Here is a 19,034-nt window from a genome sequence, read left to right as displayed (position 1 = left end):
TCATTTGCATATAAATCTTTGTTTAGCTGTGCATTGATCATACGTGCTGTCCCTCTTGCCCCCCCTAGGTCTGTACCGTAAAACGCATGAAACGCCCTGATTTCATGGACCCGCAACATGCTAGACCTGACCTTTGAGACCCCAAAAGTGAAAACCATCGCGGGGGCCAAGCACGACTGGGAACTCGTGATCGGCATGGAAGTCCACGCACAAGTCCAATCGAACTCGAAATTGTTCTCGGGTGCGTCTACAAAATTCGGGGCTGAACCCAATTCAAACGTCGCTTTTGTTGATGCCGCCATGCCCGGAATGTTGCCCGTTATCAACGAGTTCTGTGTTGAACAGGCCGTGCGCACGGGTCTTGGTCTAAAGGCTGAAATCAATCTGTTCTCTGCCTTTGATCGCAAGAACTATTTTTATCCAGACTTGCCCCAGGGCTACCAGATCAGCCAGCTTTATCACCCCATCGTGGGCGAAGGCGAAGTCATCGTCGACATGGAACCCGGCATCGCGCGCCGCGTGCGCATCGAACGTATCCATCTTGAACAGGACGCAGGCAAATCCATTCACGACATGGACCCCAATATGTCCTTCGTCGATTTGAACCGCACAGGCGTTGCACTGATGGAAATCGTGTCGCGTCCCGACATTCGTGGCCCCGAAGAAGCAGCAGCCTTCGTTGTAAAGCTGCGCCAAATCCTGCGCTACTTGGGAACATGCGACGGCAACATGCAAAGCGGATCCATGCGCGCGGACGTGAACGTGTCGATTTGCTTGCCCGGTCAATACGAAAAATTTGCTGAAACTGGCGATTTTGCCCACCTTGGCACGCGCTGCGAAATCAAGAACATGAACTCTATGCGCTTCATCCAACAAGCCATCGACGTGGAAGCAAAACGCCAAATCGCAATCGTCGAAGCCGGCGGCAAGGTCGATCAAGAAACCCGTCTTTACGATCCAGACAAGAGCGAAACCCGCTCCATGCGCTCCAAAGAGGAAGCACATGATTACCGCTATTTCCCTGATCCCGATCTGCTTCCATTGGAAATCGAACAGGCGTGGGTCGATGATATTGCCAAGACCTTGCCGGAACTTCCTGATGAGAAGAAAGCACGCTTTGTCAAAGACTTCAGCCTCAGTGAATACGACGCGTCCGTTTTGACAGCCGACGTAGATTCTGCCGGATATTTCGAGTCCGTGGCCGAGGGCCGTGACGGCAAGCTTGCGGCAAACTGGGTCATCAACGAACTCTTCGGTCGCCTCAAAGCCGACGAAAAAGACATAACCGACAGCCCACTGACGCCCGCACAGCTTGGCGGCATCATTGATCTGATCAAATCCGACACAATCTCTGGCAAGATCGCCAAAGACCTGTTCCAAATCGTCTATACAGAAGGCGGTGACCCTGCCGAAATCGTGGACACGCGCGGCATGAAGCAAGTCACCGACACAGGCGCAATCGAGGCCGCGGTGATACAGATCATCGCCGACAATCCCGCGCAAGTCGCCAAGGCGAAAGAGAACCCCAAACTCGCGGGATGGTTCGTGGGCCAAGTCATGAAAGCGATGGGCGGCAAGGCCAATCCAAAGGCCGTGAACGAGATCATCGCAGCCAAGCTGGCCGAGTAATGGACGCGCTGCACCGCTCCTCGTTGCTCACGGTTCAACCCGAATGGATCGACTTCAATGGCCATCTCAACATGGCCTATTACAACGTGCTGTTTGATCGCGGCGCGGACGAGCTGTTCGCGCAATTCGGGTTTGGCCCCGATTACGCCAAACGCACCGGCCATTCGACATTCTCCACTGAATTTCACGTTTGTTATCTGCGCGAAGTGCATGAGGGCGACCAAGTGTACGTCACCTCGCAACTCCTTGATTTCGATGAAAAACGGTTTCACTTCTTTCAAAAATTGCACCACGAAGACGGCTGGCTTTCGGCCACTGGCGAAGGCATGAGCCTGCACATCGACCTCTCCGGCCCGCGTGTCACAGCCATGCCGCCAGAGGCCTACACGGTGATGCAAAAGCTCCACGCAGAGCACGCAAAACTCCCCTATCCCACCCGCGCGGGTCGCCAGATCGGCATCAAGCGCGACTAGCTTGCAGCGGGCCCCACAAATCACCACGCCCAACCTAATGTAAGAGGGCGCATGTGGTGCAATCGCTAAAGGCTGGAAAATTCATCGTCGGCGCATTTTCTGTCATGATTGATCCAACAGGCATAGCTGCGACAACGCTTGCAATCGATACCGTTCAGCCGATCAAAAATTGGTACACAGGCACTGCCGATCTTACAAAAATCGCCCGCGCGTTTGATAAACAGTTTCAGCAAAACCTGAAATCCCCGCGCTTTGATAAACCTGCCGATGCGCGCGTGCTGCAGCCCTAAATGCTGATCGCGGCCTTCCCATCAGGTGCTGACATCGCGGCCCGCGGTTTGGATGCCGACGAAATCCTAAAAGCGATACACATCGCGCCAAAGCCGAACAAGCCTTCGCCCTGCTCTGCGCCGCCATCGACAGCTTTGCGGCGATTGAACCAATCGAACCCACGCGCCGGCGCATACTGCTCTACTAAGCGGTTCTGAGAGATCATGGACAAAGCGATGGCGGAACAGGTCTGATATTGGCGCGGGACCTACTGCAACCGTCATTGACCCTAAACTTATGAAAAGTAACCTATGGCTTCGGGCCGCAGGAACAAACGGCCTCTCCATCGCACTTCAGGAACAAGGGGGCCGCACCAGCGCTGAGATTGGTGCGAATTTACTGGCAGAGGCAACCACGGCCTATGACGACGCGTTGCTTATCCGCACAAAGGTAAATCATCCAATCGATTGGGCCATGCCCCAACAGAACATGGCAATCTTAGAACGCAAAATCGCCAAACACGATTCAACGGTAAACCCGCGCCCACATCTAGACGCCGCTCTGAACCATATCGACAACGCCTTGAAAATTTTCGCTCCTACCCATATGCCCTACGACCACAAAAAAGCGATCGACTCGCGCATGAAAATTCTCGCCGCCCTCCTCGACACCTAACCACCCTTCCCCCTTTGCCGCGCGCTTGCTAAAGAAAATCCAAGCGACAAAAAGGCCCGTCCCGCATGACCCCATATCAATACAAAATCATCCCCGCCCCAACGCGCGGGCTACGTGGCAAAGGCGTCAAGGGCGCTGAGGGCAAATTTGCCAACGCACTTGAGCAAGTGATGAACGATATGGGCGCACAGGGTTGGGAATATCAGCGCGCAGAAACGCTTCCCTCAGAGGAACGCTCTGGACTAACCTCGAAAACAACGGTCTTCCGCAATGTTCTTGTTTTTCGGTGTCTAATCGAAACAGACATCAGCGCGGTTGAACCCAAATTGCTAGATGCCCCCGTTGTCCCCGTTATTGCCGAGGTTGAAGCACCCGCAGACCCTGACACACCCCCAACAGAATCCACCACACCAGACATTGAAACCGAAGACGACGACCCATCTGGCGTGCAAGACCTCAGCGACGCGCTTAAAGCACGCGCAGAACAACTCTCAAAACTAGACTAACCGCTTCATCTTTCCAAATAAACTTCGGGGCGCTGCGCAGCAGACGGGGCAGCGCCCCCAATCCAAACGAATCCTGCGCCCGCTAGGGCACATCCAGATCCAACGCCAAAGCATGGATGCGACCGATCAACTCAGGTCCCAACGCGGAATGCACCATGCGGTGCCGATTGATCCGGCTCTCGCCTGCAAACATTTCTGCGCGAATACGCACATTATAATGGCTTTCACCACCTTCACTAAAGCCAGCGTGGCCTCTGTGGCTCTCACTATCATCAACCACGTCTAGCTCAATAGGGGCCAATGCCACCTCCAGCTTTGAACGAATTTCATCTGCCCTCGACATTTTTCCAAATCTCCCCTTCTAAGTCGCGGTAATTCCACTATTGTTATGCGCCTGATGTGACGAGGTGAGCAATGCAAAAGAAAAACGATCCTTTCGGTTTTGACATGTCCGTGTCCACCGCGAAAAAGAAAAATCCACGCGGTCGTCGGGGAATGTCGGGCGAGTCTGAAACATCCGTACGCGTGTGCTCCCATGATGGCTGCGAACTACCGGGCAAGTTCCGCGCCCCCCGTGCGCCCGACGTTCTGGATGATTACATATGGTTCTGCAAAGACCACGTGCGCGAATATAATTTGAAGTGGAACTTCTTCAACGGCACCACAGAGGCTGAGTTGAACGCACAGCAAACGACTGACAAAGTGTGGGAGCGCGAAACCAAACCGATCCGAGATCCTGAAGCCGCCGCCTGGGCGCGCTTGGGGATCGAAGATCCGCATCAGGTCTTGGGTGTGAACGCCACACGTAACCCTGGTAAAGGTGGCGGCGCGGGCAAGCGTCTTCCGCCGACCGAACGCCGTGCGATGGAAATACTTGAGGCGAAGGATTTTTGGACCAAACCAGAAATTCGCAAGTCTTACAAAGCCCTTATCAAAGTTTTGCATCCGGACATGAACGGTGGTGATCGCTCACAAGAAGAACAGCTGCAAGAAGTTGTTTGGGCGTGGGATCAACTCAAAGACAGCCGAAACTTCAAGTAATCCCATGCGCGAAACCGACCTCTACCCCCCTGTGAAATCCTTTTTGGAAGCACAGGGGTATGAGGTGAAAGGCGAAGTCGGCAAACTCGATGTGATGGGGATGCGCGGTGATGAACCGCCGGTCATTGTCGAACTCAAAACTGGGTTTTCGCTATCTCTGTTCCATCAAGGGGTCGAACGCCTTTCGATCTGCGACACGGTCTACATTTGTGTGCCGCGGCCCAAGGGTAAAGTGGGTTTGAAATCGCTCAAGCGGAACGCAATATTGTGTCGCCGTCTTGGCCTGGGCCTGCTTACCGTTCGCACGACTGACAATTTCGTCGAAGCCCACGTCGATCCAACCCCCTACATCCCGCGCAAATCAAAGAAAAAAACCGATAAACACCTGCGCGAATTTCAGCGTCTTGTCGGCGATCCGAACACAGGCGGTTCTACCCGCCAAGGTTTAGTCACCGCCTATCGCCAAGATGCACTAAAATGTTTGGGGTTTTTAGAAGGGCATGGACCCACCAAAGCCTCTGACATCGCAAAGAAAACGGGTGTCCCAAATGCGCGCAACTTGATGTCGCACAACCATTACGGCTGGTTCGAACGTGTCTCAAAAGGGATTTATTGGCTTAGCCCAAAGGGTCAAACAGCGTTGGGCGAGTATGAGGCCGATTTAGACGCGATCCGCGACCTCTATCCAGAACCCGAATAGAGGCCGCGATTTTTCTAGAAAAATCGGATCACGCTGCTTTGAACACCAACGACACACCGTTCAAGCAATGACGTTTGCCCGTTGGCTTGGGACCATCATCAAAGATGTGCCCAAGGTGCGAACCACAACGACGGCAATGTGCTTCTGTTCTTACAGAAAACAACTTACGATCCTCTTTCATACCGATTGAACCGGGCAAAGACTGATAGAAACTCGGCCAGCCTGTGCCGCTGTCAAACTTGGTCTTGGATGGATACAGTGCCAGATCACAGCCACGGCAATGGTATGTGCCTGCGGCGTAATTCTTATCGAGTGGAGACGATCCAGCGCGCTCCGTACCCTCTTCACGCATCACTTTGTACTGTGCATTCGAAAGCATCGCTTTCCATTGTGCTTTGCTGCGCGTGACCTCGAACGTGCCGGTCGCTGCAGAACTTGCCCGCGTGCCGAACGCGCCCAAGATGCTCATGGAAGCAAGACCGCTTGCGGCCCCGAGTGATAGAAAGTGACGTCGTTGCATTATCGTTCTCCTTTATCGAAAAATGATGGCCCGCCTTCGCATTTGCAAGAGCGGGCCAAGCACATCCATGTGATGAGTGTTACTGCTTATTTTGCGGGCAGCAGAACTTTATCGATCACATGAATTACACCGTTGGACTGTTTAACATCAGCAATCGTTACCGTCGCGGTGCCTCCCTGTTCGTCTTCAATCATAATCATGTCGCCGTCATATGTGGCTTGCAGCGTACATCCACCAACCGTTGGAACAGGATGTTTGCCATTGTCATCATCAACCATACCCTTGATCGCCATGGACATCGCGTCCGCCGCAACAACGTGGCACGTTAGAATCTTGACCAACATATCTTTGTTCTCTGGCTTCAGCAGCGTCTCAACTGTGCCCTCTGGCAATGCTGCGAAAGCGGCGTTGGTTGGTGCAAATACTGTGAACGGACCTGCGCACAGCAGAGTTTCTACCAAACCTGCGGCCTGAACGGCTGCGACCAATGTGGTGTGATCAGCTGAATTTACAGCGTTCTCAATGATGTTCTTGTCGGCAAACATTTCTGCGCCACCAACATCGGGGTTTTTTGCGGAATGGCTACCTGCGAAAGCAGAACCCGCGATCAGGGCCAAAGCTGCAGTTGCTGAGATCAGTGTTGTCTTGAGAGTCACCGTATAGTCTCCTAGCGTGCCGCGAACGTTTTTTCGTTCGGGTCTGCTGAAGACACGCAGGCTGGGTTTGGATAGTTTCAAAGAAAGTTAAAGAAACCGATCACAGGTTTGTGAGCACCTGAAGCGCACCAGCCCCTAGCACAACTCCCGTGGGTGACCCCGTCGGCGAACCACCCGTAGGTTCATCTGAAAGCGCAAGCGTCACACCTGCACGCACCAGCGCGGATTGTGATTCATCCAATCGCAGCGCAGTGACCCGCACCTTCGGCAACACGCCCAACGAGACCAGGCCAACCCCGTCAGCAATCACCCAAAGCTCAAAGACACGGCCTTCTGCTGGCGCAACACCCGCTTGTTCAATGCGCAACAATCCTGTGCCAACATTGAGCGCAAAGGCGACTTGAAGATCAATTTCAGTGCTCGCGATGCTTGCCTGCAACACAGGAACTTGGACGTCGTTAAATGCATCAGAGCTAAAGACCGCATACGCAACAAGGGCAGCAGCCATACCGCCAATCGCATATTCCCAGACACGGATCCGACGGTGCCACGGCATTTGATTCTCGCCCCACAGTTCTCTTTTTAGGATTTTGAGAACAGACGCAGGTGGCGCAACCTCTTCGACATCCATGCCGAGTGCTGCGAAATGTTCCTACCAACGCGCCACTTCTATCGCGAGGGTCGGATCGACTTGAAGCTGCGCTTCGAACGCGTCCCGCTCAGCCCCCTCTAAAAGAGCAAGTGCATATTCGCCTGCCTTATCTTTACGAGGCGGCGTCTGTGCTGTGTTTGTCTCTGTCTCGATACTCATCGCGTCAGGCACTCCCTGAGTTTGATCAAACTGCGCCGCAGCCAAGTTCGCATTGTATTCAAAGGAACCTTCGCATCGCTTGCCAGCTCTGCATAGGTCTTACCATCCAAATACGCACCGCGAATAGCCGCCGCTTGCGCGTCGTCTAATTCCGCCAAACAAACGCGCAAAACTTCGTTTTCCGAGTTCGCAATCGCAAGATCCTCTGGACCAGGCTGGCTGTCTGCAAAAGTGTCCATCAAGTCAGAGCCACCTGAAATCTCAACATTCTTTTGTGCGCGCAAACTATCCACTGCGGTATTGCGCGCAATTGTTATGAGCCACGACATAGGGCTCAGGCCATTCACTTGATAGCGCGATGCGTTGCGCCAAATCTTAAGGTAGGTATTTTGAAGCGCCTCTTCTGCCTGAGCTGTGTTCTTCAAAACACGCAGGCTAACGCCAAAAGTTTCGCAGACGTCGCATGATACAAGTTTTCGAAGGCAACTCTGTCCCCCAGCGCCATCTGTGCAATCCATTTTTCGATCTGCTCTGGGGTACTCATTCAGGCTCTTTCAAAAGTTGCCTCAGACTGTCACGACCTGTTCGATCTGCATAGTCCAAATGATCCAATTATGCAGTGTTATTCCCGCACCTTCCCCTTGTCCTTGCTAAAATTATGTTGCACCACATAGACAAAGTTAGTTGGCGCAATCTGTGCGCAAGATAAGGACATGGACTATGGTTGACCGGACGCTCGATATCGACACGAAACCGACTGAAGACATTTCTGTACGCGAGGTTTTTGGCCTTGATACAGATATGGTTGTCAAAGGCTTTGCCGAGCGTACTGATCGTGTCCCAGAGTTGGACAGCACCTATAAGTTTGATCCCGACACGACAATGGCAATCCTTGCAGGGTTTTCGCACAATCGCCGCGTGATGATCCAAGGCTACCACGGTACAGGTAAATCCACGCACATCGAACAGGTCGCATCCCGTTTGAACTGGCCAGCGGTGCGTGTGAACCTTGATAGCCACATCAGCCGTATCGACCTAATCGGTAAAGACGCGATCAAAGTGATCGACGGCAAACAAGTGACGACGTTCGAAGAAGGTATCTTGCCTTGGGCCATGCGCAACCCGACTGCGATCGTATTTGATGAATACGACGCGGGCCGCGCAGACGTTATGTTCGTGATCCAGCGTGTTTTGGAAGTCGACGGCAAACTGACATTGCTTGACCAGAACAAAGTGATCGACCCCCACCCCTATTTCCGCATCTTCGCGACCGCGAACACGGTTGGTTTGGGAGACACGACAGGTCTTTATCACGGCACACAGCAAATCAACCAAGGTCAGATGGACCGTTGGTCCTTGGTCGCGACATTGAACTATCTCAGCGTTGAAGCGGAAGCCTCTATCGTTTTGTCCAAGAATTCGCATTACAACAATGAAGCAGGTCGCAAAACAGTGAAGCAGATGGTCAAAGTCGCTGATCTGACGCGCACGGCCTTCATGAACGGCGATCTATCGACCGTTATGTCCCCGCGTACCGTAATCGCTTGGGCGCAGAACGCCGAGATTTTCCGCAATGTTGGCTACGCGTTCCGTCTGTCCTTCTTGAACAAATGTGACGAGCTTGAACGCCAAACGGTTGCCGAGTTCTATCAGCGTTGTTTTGACGAAGAACTGCCAGAAAGCGCTGCAAGCATTTCGTTGGGATAATTCAGGGCGATGCGATTTTTCTAGAAAAATCGAAGCCTCCGGCGGGGATATTTTGAAAAAAGTGAAGGTGGGCTAAGCTGATGGCGAGTAACAACGACAATCCAGCAGATCCGTTTAAGAAAGCCTTGGCAGAGGCAACTCGGGTCATGGCAAATGATCCCGATCTGGCCGTGACCTATACAGTCGATCCCTCTGGGGTTTCTGGCGACACGATGCGCTTGCCACAGGTTTCACGCCGCATGACCCGTCAGGAAGTGTTGATCGCACGCGGCACTGCTGATGCTTTGGCGATGCACCGCAAGTTTCACGACGACAGCACCCATTCCCGCTATGTCCCACAGGGCGAAATGGCGCGCGAGTTGTATGAATCCATGGAAACCGCACGTTGCGAAGCCATGGGCGCACGCGATATGCCGGGCACCGCTGGTAATATCGATGCCAAGATTGGCAACGACGCGATACGCAAAGGCTACGATCAAATCCGCGATGCGGCTGATGCGCCCTTGGCGACCGCGGCTGGCTATATGATCCGTCATCTGGCCACGGGCCGTGATCTGCCGGAGGGCGCGCAAAATATGATGAACCTTTGGAAGGATTTCATCGAAAAGCAAGCTGGCGACACGCTTGAAGACATCGATGCGCTTCTGGATGATCAGGCCGCGTTTGCCAAACTGTCCCGTCAATTGATCCAAGATTTGGGCTATGGCGACCAGTTGGGCGATGACCCAGACGAGCTCGATGACGACGCCCAAGACGATGCAGAAGAAAGCGGCGAAGAGGATCAAGATCCTGATAGCTCTGGTCAGGACGAGGACTCTGAGGACTCTGATGAGGCCTCTGCAGAGCGGAGCCAAGAAGAACAGCAAGACGCGGCCCAAGCCCAAGTATCCATGGACGATATGTCGGACCAAGAAATGGGCGAAGAGGCAGAAATGCCAGAGGGTGAGGCCCCGATGGAGCCGCCCCAGCCCCAGCCAGTGTCTGACGCTGATCCGAATTATCAGGTCTATGACACCAAATTTGACGAAGAAGTCCGCGCCGAAGATCTGGCCGAACCTATCGAGTTAGAGCGCCTGCGCGCCTATCTCGACCAACAGCTTGAGCCACTAAAGGGTGCTGTGTCCCGCCTCGCCAACAAATTGCAGCGTCGCTTGCAGGCCAAGCAAAACCGATCTTGGGAGTTTGATCTTGAGGAAGGCACGCTGGACGCGGGCCGCCTTGCGCGCGTTGTCGCCAACCCCACCACCCCGCTTAGCTTTAAGATGGAAAAGGACACAGAGTTTCGCGACACGATTGTGACGCTGCTTCTGGACAACTCTGGCTCCATGCGCGGACGTCCAATTTCTATCGCTGCGATTTGTGCCGATGTTCTTGCGCGCACGCTTGAGCGTTGCAATGTGAAGGTCGAAATCCTTGGCTTTACTACGCGCGCTTGGAAGGGCGGACAAAGCCGTGAGGCATGGTTGAACGCGGGTCGTGATCAGCAGCCAGGTCGTTTGAATGATTTACGTCACATCATCTACAAAAGTGCTGACTCACCTTGGCGTCGCTCTCGTCCCAATTTGGGCTTGATGATGAAAGAGGGCCTGCTGAAAGAAAACATCGACGGTGAGGCGCTTGAATGGGCGCACCGCCGTATGGCGAACCGTCCAGAGGCACGCAAAATTCTGATGGTGATTTCAGATGGCGCACCTGTGGATGACAGCACGCTGTCGGTGAACCCTGCGAATTATCTAGAAAAACACCTGCGCGATGTGATTGCGATGGTCGAAAAACGCCGCGCCGTTGAATTGCTTGCTATTGGTATCGGTCACGACGTGACGCGTTACTATGAACGCGCGGTGACCATCACCGATGTGGAACAGCTTGCCGGTGCCATGACCGAACAATTGGCGGCCCTCTTTGACAATGATCCCCGTGCACGCGCGCGTGTCATGGGCATGCGCAAAGTCGGTTGACGCGCCCCTGACATCTGCGACAGTCCTGATGTTTAGCGAACAAGAGGACCGCGCGATGTTTCAAAGCTTTGACACCACCAGCACACCCGAACACGGGGCTATGCGCCTTGCTGCCTTGCGCGCTCAATTGCAGATCGCAAACCTTGACGGATTTATCATCCCGCGCGCCGATGCCCATCAAGGCGAATACGTCGCGGCCCATGATGAGCGTCTGCAATGGCTGACAGGCTTTACAGGGTCCGCTGGTTTTTGCTGCGCATTGGCGAAGACCGCTGGCGTTTTCATTGACGGGCGCTATCGCACACAGGTGAAATCACAGGTCGATCTTGACCATTTCACACCCTTTCCTTGGCCAGAAACATCACTGGCGAACTGGCTGAAAGAACAGCTACCCAGTGGAGGGGGTGTTGGGTTTGATCCGTGGCTCATGACCCAAGGCCAATTAGAAATGCACGAGAAAGCGTTGAACGGTTCGGGCATCACGCTGCGTCCTTGTGAGAACCTTGTCGATCTTGTCTGGGACGATCAACCTGAACCACCTATGACACCTGCCTTCCCCTACCCCATTCAATACGCGGGAAAATCATCCGCCGACAAGCGCACCGAGTGCGCTGCAGATCTCAAAGATACCGGCGACGACGGGGCCGTGATCACCCTGCCCGACAGCCTGTGTTGGTTGCTTAACATTCGCGGTGCGGACGTTGCGAAAACCCCGCTGGTGCATGGCTTCGCACTCTTGCAAGCCGACGCGCAGGTCCAACTGTTCGTGGCCTCTGAAAAGATCAAAGCGCTCACCCCCGATCCTGCGATTGATATTGCAGCACCCACCGACTTTGCCAACGCACTCACAAAGCTGACAGGCAAAATACGCTGCGACAAAACATCGGTCCCGGTGGCTGTGATCCACGCATTGCAAGCGGGCAGCGCTGACATAACCTATGGTGCGGAACCTTGTGTCCTGCCCAAAGCACGCAAAAACTCAATAGAAATCGCAGGCACGCGCGACGCACACATCACCGACGCGACGGCCATGTGCGAACTACTTTGCTGGCTTGATCAACAACCCGCTGGCAGCACCACAGAGATCGATGTGGTCAGCCAATTAGAACAAGCACGGCGCGCCACGAACGCGCTGCATGACATCAGTTTTGACACCATTGCGGGCTCCGGTCCCAATGGTGCAATCATGCACTACCGCGTCACGCACGAGACCTCGCGCACCTTGCAAAACGGTGATCTGATCGTCTTAGACAGCGGTGGGCAATACCTGAATGGCACCACAGATATCACGCGCACCATCGCCATTGGCACCGTCGGTTTGGAAGAGCGCACCACCTTCACGCGCGTGCTGCAAGGCATGATCGCCGTATCACGGATGCGCTGGCCCAAGGGCCTTGCAGGACGTGATATTGAAGCGGTCGGGCGCGTTCCACTTTGGTTGGCGGGACAAGATTTCGACCACGGCCTAGGCCATGGCGTTGGCCATTTCTTAGATGTTCATGAAGGTCCCCAACGTTTAAGCCGCATTAGCGCAATCCCACTTGATCCGGGCATGATCCTGTCCAACGAACCCGGTTATTACCGCGAAAGCGCGTTCGGCATTCGCATTGAAAACCTGTTGGTCGTGCGCGAAGCAGGAACGCCCAAGGGCGGCGATGCACATCGCGCAATGTATGATTTCGAAACGCTTGCTTATGTCCCGATTGATCGTCGTTTGATCGTGACGGCCCTGATGACCACGGCAGAAATAGACTGGATGAACGCCTATCACGAAGATTGTTTGGCCAAGCTCTCAGGCAAACTCAGCGAAAATACGCATGCTTGGTTGATCGCGGCGACCAAGCCGCTTTAACTATGTTCTTCCGCCGCCGTCGCAGCCAAAGCGCGATTGTAGGCTTTCAATGCATCCACATGGTACAAAGCGCCCCAAATTTCGGGCGCTTGGCCCTCGCCTGACAGCGTCACAACAGGAATGAATGATACGCCTGATTTGTCGAAGATCGGCATCGCGGCCTCTAGCGTCGCGTTGCCGTCCACGTAGATCCCCTCTGAAATCATCTCCCAACAGGCGTCGTCCTCAATGCCGTCCTCGGATTTGCGCATCACACTTGCGACGCGGAACATCGCCAGCAAGTAGGCCTGCGGACCTGCCGCCAAATGAATGTTGCGCCGTTCAAGCTGCGTCAAAAAGAACGAACGATCCACAAGGCGCGACGCAAGCGAAGTTGAAATAGACACCGACACCATCACCGCCAAACCCGTCTGCCAGTCGCCCGTAAGTTCAAACACGATCAGCGTGGTCGAAATCGGCGCACCAAGAACTGCGGCCGCAACCGCGCCCATCCCTGCTAAGGCATACAGCGTATGCGATCCACTGACTTCGGGAAAAATACTGGTCGCGATCAAACCAAACGCCAAACCCGTCAGAGCCCCCAGCATGAGGGACGGCGAAAAGATCCCCCCGCCCATGCGTCCACCCATCGTGATAGCCACAGCAGCAGTCTTGATAATCGCGAAGACGACGGCTTCATGTAGCAACAACTTACCCGTCAGCGCAGCCGACGTCGTTTCGTACCCAACGCCGATGATATGTGGAAACTGGATCGCCAGAAGCCCCAACAATGCCCCCGCAAAAGCAGGTCGCAACCATGAGGGCGATCCAAGGCGGTTTTGCAAACGCGTCTCCATATCATCCGCCCAAAACACACAGCGCATCAGCGTCACAGCCACAAGACCACAGACAAGGCCAAGGATCAGATAGGCGGGTAACTCAGCGTAAAATTCCAGCGCTGTCGTACCGGGCAAAGCGAACTCAGCCGTATCGCCAAAGACCAGACGGTTGATCACCGTGCCTGCCGCGCTGGCGATCACGATGGGTGCAAAGGCGTGAACGGCGAAATGGCGCAGGACCACTTCAAGCGCGAACAATGCCCCTGCGATAGGTGCGTTAAAGCTGGCCGAAACGGCTGCGGCCACAGCGCACCCAAGCAGATCGCGCCCCGTAATTCCGTCCGCACGAATGACGTTACTGACCCAACTCGATATCATCGCAGCGATATGCACAACAGGCCCTTCACGACCTGTAGAGCCCCCCGTGCCAAGCGTAATCATCGACGTAAATGCAGAGGCAACGCCCGCCTTCTTTTCAACGCGCCCGTTGTTCAGTGCCGCACCCTCAATGACATCCGCAACCGAACGCGCACGCCCGTCAGGCGTAAAATGATGCAAGATAAGGCCAACCGCCAAGCCGCCCATCATCGGGATAATCAGAGTCCAATACCATGGAAGCGAGGCCGCAAAACTATGCAGTTCGGTGACCTCACCAACCCCGTAAAGTGTTGTTTGCAAAAATGAAATTCCAAAACGAAAGGCAACGGCGGCAAGGCCAGCAGCGATGCCAATCATCAAGGCGATAAACCAGAATTGAATTTGGGATGGGCCGCGATGGCGCAGCAATTGCCAGCCGCGTCCAAAGCTGACCTTGGCGTCCTGAAGTTGCGCTGCAAGCGCGGTGGATGCAGCGCGAAACATGATTAACCCGCCAGCAGGGAACGCGCAGCTCCGCGTGCCTCATCGGTGATGGTGTCACCGGAAATCATGCGTGCGATTTCATCAATACGTTCGCCCTCGTCCAAGGGAACCACCGTGGACAGCGTCGCGTTATTCTCGACCCGCTTTTCAACCCGCCAATGGTGTCCACCAAGTGCCGCAACTTGGGGCGAATGGGTGACGACCAAGACCTGACCACCGTCCGCAAGTGCGCAAAGGCGGCGCCCGACAGCATCCGCAGTCGCACCGCCAACACCGCGGTCAATCTCGTCGAAAATCATCGTAATCCCTTGGGATTCATCAGATAAACACACCTTAAGCGCCAAGAGGAAACGACTTAGTTCACCGCCTGAGGCAATTTTGTTCAAAGGACCGCTTGGCGCACCCGGATTGGTCGCAACCGTGAACGCAACAGCGTCACGCCCCGACCCACTGGCCGTTGTTTCACTGACCTGCGTCGTGAACACAGCGCGCTCCATTTTCAACGGAGCCAGTTCCGCCGTGACCGCCACATCAAGGCGCATCGCCGCTTCACCGCGTGCCTCAGTCAACGTTCCTGCCGCGTTGTCGTAGCCCGCCTCGGCAGAACTTACAGCGGCACGTGCTTCACCCAGTTGCGCATCGCCCGCATCAAGGGCCGCAAGGCGCGCGCGCAATTCAATTGCAAAGGTTCCCAGCTCGTCCGGCAGCACTTCATGTTTGCGCGCCAACGCACGGATCGCAAACAGGCGCTCTTCGCAGGACTCCAAATCTGAACTGCTGAATTCCAGATTGCTCAGGCACAGCTCAACACCCGCCGTCGCCTCGCCCAGTTCCTCCAACGTCCGACTTAACGCCGCAATTGGCGCATCAAGCGTTCCGTCAGCCTGCGCAGACACCCCATCAAGCCAGCGGATCGATTCAGAAATCACACCCTCTGCGCCCTCATAGCCCAGCATTCCAAGGGCGCGGGCGACGTCGTCGCGAATTTTTTCTGCGCCCTGCATCTTGCGACGTCGCGTGTCCAGTACCACCTCTTCACCCGGCTGCGGATCAAGATCATCCAACTCTGCAACCGCATGGCGCAAGAAATCTTCTTCCTCACGCACGGCTGCAATCGCCTTTTCCAAGGCGCTTAGTGTTTTGCGTGCAGCGGCCAGCGTCTTCCACGCCGCACGCACGTCCGTATGCAAGGCAGGCCTATCCAAAAACTGATCCAAGACATTCATATGCCCATTGGGATCCAGCAATCCGCGATCATCGTGTTGACCGTGCAATTCGACCAACGTATCGGACAAAGCACGCAATACTTCACCAGAACAGCGGCGATCATTGACCCAAGCGGTTTTGCGCCCATCACTGCGGTTAACACGGCGCATGATTAATTCGTCACTGCGCGGCAGGCCCGCCTCTTCAAGAACGGCATGTGCGGGATGACCGTCAGGCAGATCGAACACAGCCGTCACTTCGCCCTGTTCCGCGCCCGTACGCACCAGCTCTGCGCGACCGCGCCAGCCAAGAACAAAACCCAACGAATCCAAAAGGATAGACTTGCCCGCGCCCGTCTCACCGGTCAACACGTTCAAGCCGCCTTGAAAGCCAAGTTCGAGATGATCAATGATCAGGATATCGCGGATATCTAACGTGCGCAGCATGAGCTATTCCTGCGCGGACACACGCCGCGATGCGTTTCGATTACAGCCACTTGCCTTGCAACATTTGGCGATACACTTGGCGCAACCAACCATCGCCAGCCGCCTTCAATTCAAGTCCACGTCCGGTGAGCAGCTTGAAGCTGTCCTCGTACCAATCCGTACCTTTGTAGTTAAAGCCAAGGATCGCACCCGCTGTTTGTGCTTCTTCGATCAGGCCCAGCGATAGATAGGCTTCGACCAAACGGTGCAGCGCTTCTGGCGTGTGGGTCGTTGTTTGGAAATCCTCAACAACAGCGCGGAAACGGTTAATAGAGGCCGTGTAGTGATCACGACGCAAATAGTAGCGCCCGATTTCCATCTCTTTGCCAGCAAGATGGTCAAACGCCAAGTCAAATTTCAAAACGGCGGAACTTGCATATTCGCTGTCAGGATAGCGCTCGATAACGGTCCGCAAACCTTGCAAGGCTTGGAACGTCAAACCTTGGTCGCGCCCCACATCTTCGATCTGGTCATAATAGCTAAGCGCCAGCAAATACTCGGCATAAGCCGCATCATCATCAGTAGGGTAAACATCGATGAAACGCTGCGCAGAGGCGCGAGAATTTTCATAGTCTTTGTCTTTGTGATAGGCAAAGGCCTGCATGATCAAGCCACGCTTTGCCCAATCAGAATACGGATAGAGTCGCTCAACTTCGCCAAAATAAAACGCTGCGTCGTCGTCACGGCTACGCTCCATTTCGAACTCACCGCGCTCATAGATTTGTTCCGCAGAAAAGCTCTCAAGCGGCACAATGGTTTCCCCGCCAAGAAAGCGAGTGACACCGCCACCGCTTCCACCGCTGCATCCTGCGAGCGTCATGGAAACAAGTACAGCGGCGGTCAGAGTGTGACGCGCAGTTTTGCGTTTCATTCCAGCACCTTTGATCGAACCTGTCAGGGTTTTATCCCTGTTTGCCCTTCGGTCCTAGCACATAATAATCGCATACAAAATGGCAATGGCACAAAATCTTGCGCCATTCGCTAGGATCACGACAGTTTGACATTAATGTGGTGCAGGAATTTCGCTACGCGTCACGCCAGCACCAGGTAAAGTAGCATTAATCGCCTCGTCACATTCTACCAATTCGTATGCAGATGACTCTGCAAACAACGCGCGCAGCAATGCATTTGTCATCGAGTGCCCGGCCCGCATGCCAATATAACGACCCAAAATCGGGGCACCGGCCAAAGCTAAATCGCCAAGCGCGTCGAGCATTTTATGACGCACAGCTTCGTCCGCATGGCGCAGACCACCCGGGCTTAGAATACGATCGCCGTCCACAACAACTGCGTTTTCAAGCGACCCGCCTTTTGCAAGACCCTGCGCATACATCGCTTCAACGTCCGAACTACGGCAGAATGTACGGCTATTGCACAACTCGCGCACAAACGTACCATTTGCCATGTTGAGGGACTTGCTCTGAGAGCCGATCGCTTCATCTTCAAAATCGATCGCAAAATCGATCGACAGGTTACGCGCTGGCTCTAAACGCGCCCAGCCCAAATCAGTACGCACTTCAACAGTCTTCAAGATACGCAATGCACACCCATTAAAGCTTTGTTTTTGAACGCCCTTCGCCAAAATTCCGCGCACAAACTCAGCAGAGCTTCCGTCCATGATCGGAACTTCTTCGCCATCAATTTCGACCAAAGCGTTGGCAATACCGCAGCCCGCAAGCGCGGCCATGATATGTTCGATGGTAGAAACCACAACGCCATCGAGGTTTTGAATTTTTGTGCAAAGCGGCGTTGGATGAACAGCGTCCCACCGTGCAGGGACCAAAGCGTCTGCATCGACAACGTCCAAACGCTTGAACCAAATCCCATGGTTCGCAGCAGCAGCATGAACTGTCATCGTAACAGGAGCGCCCGAATGAAGTCCGACGCCTTTAAAAGTTACAGATGATTTCAACGTTGTTTGCAATTTTTGCTCCGAAGCATTCAGCGGGGGGCACCCACTAGGGCGTAAAAGAAATCAATGTGATTAAAAGCGTCAATGTTTTTAGTGGCGTTAACGGTTTGGTAACGATGAGCGATGCATGCCTCAACTCAAACTTTGCAACGAACTGAAACATGCAGCCAAAACAAATAGGCAAAAAGCTGCTTATCACGCTGTTAGCGCCGCAAAACCCCCTATTAAAACGAAAAAGGGGCGCTAAAAGCGCCCCTTTTCCTACGTAGTAGTTTGGTCTTTAGTTTGCTTGGCGACGCAAAAACGCTGGGATTTCGATGCGTTCTTGCTCTGGATCAACGTCCGCAACCGGCTGAGACGCAGGTGCCGCATGGCCCGTTTGCACCTGTGGTTGTTGACGCGCCGCTGGTGCAGGTGTGCCATCTTGGCCATGACCCGTCATGCGATTGATCAACGAATTGATGCCAAAACGGGGGCGATCCACATCGTTGGGCGCATCTTGTGCCATTGGTTGGTGTACCGGCTGATGACGCGCTTCTTGCCCAGGTGCGCGCTGAACCGCCGCCTGCAAACGTGCCATCGCTTCAGTAGAAGGCGCACCCAGCCCATGTGCTTTGGGCTCAACATAGGCCCCTTGCTCTGGTTCGTGCATCGCCTGCGGCTCGAACGCTGGTGGCTGATAAGCGGGAGGTGGCAAATCATCAGAAGCGTGCGCATGCGCTGCGGGTTGTTGACGGCGCTCAGCAACAAAGCTCGGAAGCTCTGGCTGGAACGCTGCCGCCTCTTCTTCAAAAATGTCTTCGACTTGCTCGGACGCTGCAGCTTGCTGTGTGTTCATATCTTCGAACAATGCAGGCTCTGCTGTGGCTATGGTTGCAACTGGTGCAATTGAAACGGGCGCAGGCGCGGCCTGGCGTGTCTGCTCTTCGGCTTGCTTCAAAGGCTGCGCCATAG

The 19,034-nt window shown here is 54.4% G+C and carries 21 protein-coding genes and 1 pseudogene; 10 read left to right on the top strand and 12 right to left on the bottom strand.

Annotated features, from left to right (window positions below; genetic code table 11):
- The first annotated feature begins 117 nt into the window (after window positions 1-117).
- Genes gatB through QZ279_RS04885 form a run of 3 tightly spaced genes read left to right on the top strand, consistent with a single transcriptional unit; the run spans window position 118 to window position 2,392 of the window.
- On the top strand, window positions 118-1,629 hold the full coding sequence (gene gatB / locus QZ279_RS04895; protein ID WP_293448712.1) for an Asp-tRNA(Asn)/Glu-tRNA(Gln) amidotransferase subunit GatB: 1,512 nt from the start codon (window positions 118-120) through the stop codon (window positions 1,627-1,629).
- Window positions 1,629-2,102, top strand: coding sequence for a thioesterase family protein (locus QZ279_RS04890; RefSeq protein WP_293448710.1), 474 nt, complete (start codon window positions 1,629-1,631; stop codon window positions 2,100-2,102). The genes gatB and QZ279_RS04890 overlap by 1 nt, the downstream gene beginning before the upstream one ends.
- Window positions 2,103-2,158: 56 nt before the next feature.
- A complete protein-coding gene (locus tag QZ279_RS04885) occupies window positions 2,159-2,392 on the top strand; it encodes a hypothetical protein (RefSeq protein WP_293448707.1) in 234 nt (77 codons plus the stop codon).
- Here the strand turns inward: QZ279_RS04885 and QZ279_RS04880 are convergent.
- The gene (locus QZ279_RS04880; RefSeq protein ID WP_293448704.1) at window positions 2,389-2,598 is read right to left on the bottom strand and encodes a hypothetical protein; all 210 of its coding nucleotides are present in this window, start codon (window positions 2,596-2,598) and stop codon (window positions 2,389-2,391) included. The two genes, QZ279_RS04885 and QZ279_RS04880, sit on opposite strands and share 4 nt — an antisense overlap.
- A gap of 71 nt (window positions 2,599-2,669) precedes the next feature.
- On the opposite strand from QZ279_RS04880, the gene QZ279_RS04875 reads away from it, so the two are divergent.
- Window positions 2,670-3,047: a hypothetical protein gene (locus QZ279_RS04875; RefSeq protein WP_293448701.1), complete on the top strand. Its 378-nt coding sequence runs from the start codon at window positions 2,670-2,672 to the stop codon at window positions 3,045-3,047.
- A 65-nt stretch (window positions 3,048-3,112) separates the two neighbouring features.
- Complete coding sequence (locus QZ279_RS04870; RefSeq protein ID WP_293448698.1) at window positions 3,113-3,553, top strand: DUF4177 domain-containing protein; 441 nt, start codon at window positions 3,113-3,115, stop codon at window positions 3,551-3,553.
- A gap of 82 nt (window positions 3,554-3,635) precedes the next feature.
- Here QZ279_RS04870 and QZ279_RS04865 read toward each other — a convergent pair whose 3' ends face one another.
- Window positions 3,636-3,896, bottom strand: coding sequence for a BolA family protein (locus tag QZ279_RS04865; protein ID WP_293448695.1), 261 nt, complete (start codon window positions 3,894-3,896; stop codon window positions 3,636-3,638).
- Between the two features lie 71 nt (window positions 3,897-3,967).
- On the opposite strand from QZ279_RS04865, the gene QZ279_RS04860 reads away from it, so the two are divergent.
- Together QZ279_RS04860 and QZ279_RS04855 are read left to right on the top strand one after the other, a co-directional pair.
- Window positions 3,968-4,594, top strand: coding sequence for a J domain-containing protein (locus tag QZ279_RS04860; protein ID WP_293448692.1), 627 nt, complete (start codon window positions 3,968-3,970; stop codon window positions 4,592-4,594).
- A 4-nt stretch (window positions 4,595-4,598) separates the two neighbouring features.
- Complete coding sequence (locus QZ279_RS04855; RefSeq protein ID WP_293448689.1) at window positions 4,599-5,294, top strand: DUF2161 family putative PD-(D/E)XK-type phosphodiesterase; 696 nt, start codon at window positions 4,599-4,601, stop codon at window positions 5,292-5,294.
- A 28-nt stretch (window positions 5,295-5,322) separates the two neighbouring features.
- Here QZ279_RS04855 and msrB read toward each other — a convergent pair whose 3' ends face one another.
- From msrB to QZ279_RS04830, 5 genes are all read right to left on the bottom strand, one after another.
- Window positions 5,323-5,814: a peptide-methionine (R)-S-oxide reductase MsrB gene (gene msrB, locus QZ279_RS04850; protein ID WP_293448686.1), complete on the bottom strand. Its 492-nt coding sequence runs from the start codon at window positions 5,812-5,814 to the stop codon at window positions 5,323-5,325.
- Window positions 5,815-5,900: 86 nt separating this feature from the next.
- Complete coding sequence (locus QZ279_RS04845; protein WP_293448683.1) at window positions 5,901-6,470, bottom strand: fasciclin domain-containing protein; 570 nt, start codon at window positions 6,468-6,470, stop codon at window positions 5,901-5,903.
- A 100-nt stretch (window positions 6,471-6,570) separates the two neighbouring features.
- A complete protein-coding gene (locus QZ279_RS04840) occupies window positions 6,571-7,026 on the bottom strand; it encodes an anti-sigma factor (protein ID WP_293448680.1) in 456 nt (151 codons plus the stop codon).
- 96 nt (window positions 7,027-7,122) lie between these two features.
- Window positions 7,123-7,281 (bottom strand): hypothetical protein, encoded by a 159-nt coding sequence (locus QZ279_RS04835; protein ID WP_293448677.1) that lies wholly within the window; start codon window positions 7,279-7,281, stop codon window positions 7,123-7,125.
- Complete coding sequence (locus tag QZ279_RS04830) at window positions 7,278-7,799, bottom strand: sigma-70 family RNA polymerase sigma factor (RefSeq protein ID WP_366513855.1); 522 nt, start codon at window positions 7,797-7,799, stop codon at window positions 7,278-7,280. The genes QZ279_RS04835 and QZ279_RS04830 overlap by 4 nt, the downstream gene beginning before the upstream one ends.
- 202 nt (window positions 7,800-8,001) lie before the next feature.
- Between QZ279_RS04830 and cobS the strand changes: the two genes are divergently transcribed.
- The 3 genes from cobS to QZ279_RS04815 all read left to right on the top strand — a co-directional run bounded on the left by cobS (window position 8,002) and on the right by QZ279_RS04815 (window position 12,798).
- Entirely contained in the window at window positions 8,002-8,988 is a 987-nt protein-coding gene (cobS, locus tag QZ279_RS04825; RefSeq protein ID WP_293448674.1) for a cobaltochelatase subunit CobS, read from the top strand.
- Between the two features lie 80 nt (window positions 8,989-9,068).
- Window positions 9,069-10,946 (top strand): cobaltochelatase subunit CobT, encoded by a 1,878-nt coding sequence (gene cobT / locus QZ279_RS04820; RefSeq protein ID WP_293448671.1) that lies wholly within the window; start codon window positions 9,069-9,071, stop codon window positions 10,944-10,946.
- 55 nt (window positions 10,947-11,001) lie between these two features.
- Window positions 11,002-12,798 carry an aminopeptidase P family protein gene (locus QZ279_RS04815; RefSeq protein WP_293448718.1) on the top strand — a complete coding sequence of 599 codons (1,797 nt, stop codon included), beginning with the start codon at window positions 11,002-11,004 and terminating at the stop codon, window positions 12,796-12,798.
- Here QZ279_RS04815 and QZ279_RS04810 read toward each other — a convergent pair.
- The 5 genes and pseudogenes from QZ279_RS04810 to QZ279_RS04790 form a co-directional block, all read right to left on the bottom strand.
- Window positions 12,795-14,351 (bottom strand): chloride channel protein, encoded by a 1,557-nt coding sequence (locus tag QZ279_RS04810; protein ID WP_293448715.1) that lies wholly within the window; start codon window positions 14,349-14,351, stop codon window positions 12,795-12,797. The genes QZ279_RS04815 and QZ279_RS04810 overlap by 4 nt on opposite strands.
- Before the next feature lie 128 nt (window positions 14,352-14,479).
- Window positions 14,480-16,129, bottom strand: a complete 1,650-nt coding sequence (gene recN / locus QZ279_RS04805; RefSeq protein ID WP_293448668.1) for a DNA repair protein RecN — start codon at window positions 16,127-16,129, stop codon at window positions 14,480-14,482.
- Between the two features lie 40 nt (window positions 16,130-16,169).
- Window positions 16,170-17,039, bottom strand: coding sequence for an outer membrane protein assembly factor BamD (locus QZ279_RS04800; protein WP_293448665.1), 870 nt, complete (start codon window positions 17,037-17,039; stop codon window positions 16,170-16,172).
- Window positions 17,040-17,171: 132 nt separating this feature from the next.
- Complete coding sequence (gene lpxC / locus QZ279_RS04795; protein ID WP_293448662.1) at window positions 17,172-18,092, bottom strand: UDP-3-O-acyl-N-acetylglucosamine deacetylase; 921 nt, start codon at window positions 18,090-18,092, stop codon at window positions 17,172-17,174.
- 268 nt (window positions 18,093-18,360) lie between these two features.
- Window positions 18,361-19,034: pseudogene (locus tag QZ279_RS04790) on the bottom strand (cell division protein FtsZ); the annotation flags it as partial.

This window comes from Planktotalea sp., assembly GCF_018607965.1.
GTDB lineage: Bacteria > Pseudomonadota > Alphaproteobacteria > Rhodobacterales > Rhodobacteraceae > Planktotalea.
This window is presented reverse-complemented; position numbering and strand designations above follow the sequence as displayed.

Excerpts from the sequence above, each read along its gene's own strand:
- QZ279_RS04815 (WP_293448718.1), top strand. The coding sequence starts at position 11,002 with ATGTTTCAAAGCTTTGACACCACCAGCACACCCGAACACGGGGCTATG.
- QZ279_RS04880 (WP_293448704.1), bottom strand. The coding sequence starts at position 2,598 with ATGATCTCTCAGAACCGCTTAGTAGAGCAGTATGCGCCGGCGCGTGGG.
- QZ279_RS04875 (WP_293448701.1), top strand. The coding sequence starts at position 2,670 with ATGAAAAGTAACCTATGGCTTCGGGCCGCAGGAACAAACGGCCTCTCC.
- cobS (WP_293448674.1), top strand. The coding sequence starts at position 8,002 with ATGGTTGACCGGACGCTCGATATCGACACGAAACCGACTGAAGACATT.
- recN (WP_293448668.1), bottom strand. The coding sequence starts at position 16,129 with ATGCTGCGCACGTTAGATATCCGCGATATCCTGATCATTGATCATCTC.
- QZ279_RS04800 (WP_293448665.1), bottom strand. The coding sequence starts at position 17,039 with ATGAAACGCAAAACTGCGCGTCACACTCTGACCGCCGCTGTACTTGTT.
- QZ279_RS04840 (WP_293448680.1), bottom strand. The coding sequence starts at position 7,026 with ATGCCGTGGCACCGTCGGATCCGTGTCTGGGAATATGCGATTGGCGGT.
- QZ279_RS04860 (WP_293448692.1), top strand. The coding sequence starts at position 3,968 with ATGCAAAAGAAAAACGATCCTTTCGGTTTTGACATGTCCGTGTCCACC.
- QZ279_RS04865 (WP_293448695.1), bottom strand. The coding sequence starts at position 3,896 with ATGTCGAGGGCAGATGAAATTCGTTCAAAGCTGGAGGTGGCATTGGCC.
- gatB (WP_293448712.1), top strand. The coding sequence starts at position 118 with ATGCTAGACCTGACCTTTGAGACCCCAAAAGTGAAAACCATCGCGGGG.
- msrB (WP_293448686.1), bottom strand. The coding sequence starts at position 5,814 with ATGCAACGACGTCACTTTCTATCACTCGGGGCCGCAAGCGGTCTTGCT.
- QZ279_RS04870 (WP_293448698.1), top strand. The coding sequence starts at position 3,113 with ATGACCCCATATCAATACAAAATCATCCCCGCCCCAACGCGCGGGCTA.
- QZ279_RS04835 (WP_293448677.1), bottom strand. The coding sequence starts at position 7,281 with ATGAGTATCGAGACAGAGACAAACACAGCACAGACGCCGCCTCGTAAA.
- QZ279_RS04810 (WP_293448715.1), bottom strand. The coding sequence starts at position 14,351 with ATGATTGGCATCGCTGCTGGCCTTGCCGCCGTTGCCTTTCGTTTTGGA.
- QZ279_RS04830 (WP_366513855.1), bottom strand. The coding sequence starts at position 7,799 with ATGGATTGCACAGATGGCGCTGGGGGACAGAGTTGCCTTCGAAAACTT.
- QZ279_RS04855 (WP_293448689.1), top strand. The coding sequence starts at position 4,599 with ATGCGCGAAACCGACCTCTACCCCCCTGTGAAATCCTTTTTGGAAGCA.
- QZ279_RS04890 (WP_293448710.1), top strand. The coding sequence starts at position 1,629 with ATGGACGCGCTGCACCGCTCCTCGTTGCTCACGGTTCAACCCGAATGG.
- cobT (WP_293448671.1), top strand. The coding sequence starts at position 9,069 with ATGGCGAGTAACAACGACAATCCAGCAGATCCGTTTAAGAAAGCCTTG.